The organism is Flavobacterium bomense, assembly GCF_003970355.1.
The window spans coordinates 1-1,869 of sequence record NZ_RYDJ01000053.1; the positions used below are offsets into that span (position 1 = coordinate 1).

Here is a 1,869-nt window from a genome sequence, read left to right on the forward strand (position 1 = left end):
TTTATATGGATGACAATACGAAACGTTTGGTAGCGTCCAGCAAAACCAATCAGTTTTTGAAGAATGATAATTTAACAGTAGAAAAAGGAGAAGAAGTCGATTTAATCGTTTCTCACATCACCGAATTGGGAATCAACGTCATCATCAACGAGCAACACAAAGGCTTGATGTACAAAGATGAAGTCTATGATGATGCCATTCGAACAGGTGACAGAATGCGAGGCTATATCAAAACCATTCGTCCCGACAATAAAATAGATGTAGCACTTCAAATCCAGGGCTATCAAAGTATAGAACCCAATGCAGACAAGATTTTGGATGAATTGCGTGCCAGTCGCGGTTTCTTGCGTTTAACGGATAATTCCCATCCCGAAGACATCAAAACGGTCTTGAAAATGAGCAAGAAAACCTTCAAGAAAGCCATTGGCGCTTTATACAAAGAAAAATTAATCGAGATCAAAGAAGACGGAATTTATCTGGTAAAAGAGTAAATTCTATTTCCTTGGATGTTGTCAAACAAAAACAACTAAATGAAAAAGCTAAACGAACAAGAAATTCAGGACAGAATTCCGCAAATAGATGGGTCTTGGTTGGTAAAAGGAAAATTCCTTCATCGGGAACTTCTTTTCAAGGATTTTGTTGAAGCTTTTTCGTTTATGACGGCTGTAGCCTTGGTTGCTGAAAAGTCTGGGCATCATCCGAATTGGAAAAACGCTTATAACAAAGTAACTATTGACCTCACTACCCACGATGTCGATGGAATATCAGCAAAAGATTTCGAATTGGCCAAAATAATAGACACTTTAATTTAAAAATATAGATTTAAACATTTGGTTTACAATAAATTATATTTGTTAAATAACAAATTTTCATATAGGTATAGCTATTTTTATAGTTTACTTTTTTTTATACTTTTAAATGCAGCTAGCAAAGTAGTTAACCTGCATTTTTTCTATATTTAGATTCTTTTTCTAAAATTCCTTTACACTTTTCTATTCCTGACACTTTCAATTAATTTTATTTAAATCCACAACCTTTGTTAATCGTCTGCAATAAGTAGCATGGTTAAACAAAACTATGAGATTTTATTATAACGATGGTTTTCGTTTAATTTATTTTTTTTTCTTCCATTTATCGTATTTAATCGGTTTAATTCAATGTTTTAACGATTTTTAATAATATTATTCAGCGATTTTGTAATTTTAATTAATTTTGATTATTATGGTAAAGGGGGACTAAATATTCGTTACATCGAAGATATGAAATGGGATGATGCGGATTTTTTGTTTAGGGAAAATAAATAGCAACATATGAAAAACGGTTTAGAAGAACTTAGTTCAATTTCCAATTGGTTTTTTCCAGATCAAGTTAGGGTTTTCGATGTAATTTTATTAGATGGAAAGAAAGAAAATAGTACTATGCTTCAACAGCATTTTAACGAATCACTTTCGGATGTTGAGGAACAGGAATTTGCGAGGCAAATAGCAGGATTTTTGATAAAACAGGAGGAAGGAGCAGTTTATAGTTATTTTTGGAGTACTAATAAAGCTGCAGAGGTCGAAGAAAAATGGTTTGTTTCCTCGGCAAAACTCAAAATAAATGCAAACGAAGCATGTAATAATATCGTGATTTTTACTTATGATTTGGAATTATTGGGGAATTTCAAGGAGGAATTGTATTCTGTTTTAAAAAATTTAGATTTTCTCAAAAAGAGTTATTACAATGCCAGTTTACTAACCAAAAGGGAGATTGAAATTATTGTTTTATTAGCTGATGGCAAAACAAGTATTGAAATAGGAAATGAACTTTTTATTTCGAATCATACAGTAAATACGCATCGAAAAAACATTAATAAAAAACTTAAAATAA

2 protein-coding genes and 1 pseudogene are annotated in these 1,869 nt (G+C 31.5%); all 3 read left to right on the forward strand.

Annotation, left to right across the window (positions count from 1 at the left end):
- Nucleotides 1–491 (forward strand): annotated as a pseudogene (locus tag EKL98_RS15455) (GntR family transcriptional regulator); the annotation flags it as partial.
- Nucleotides 492–530: 39 nt separating this feature from the next.
- Nucleotides 531–812 (forward strand): 4a-hydroxytetrahydrobiopterin dehydratase, encoded by a 282-nt coding sequence (locus tag EKL98_RS15460; protein ID WP_126563096.1) that lies wholly within the window; start codon nucleotides 531–533, stop codon nucleotides 810–812.
- Nucleotides 813–1,310: 498 nt separating this feature from the next.
- A partial coding sequence (locus EKL98_RS18525; RefSeq protein WP_148104424.1) for a response regulator transcription factor occupies nucleotides 1,311–1,869 on the forward strand: 559 nt, incomplete at its 3' end.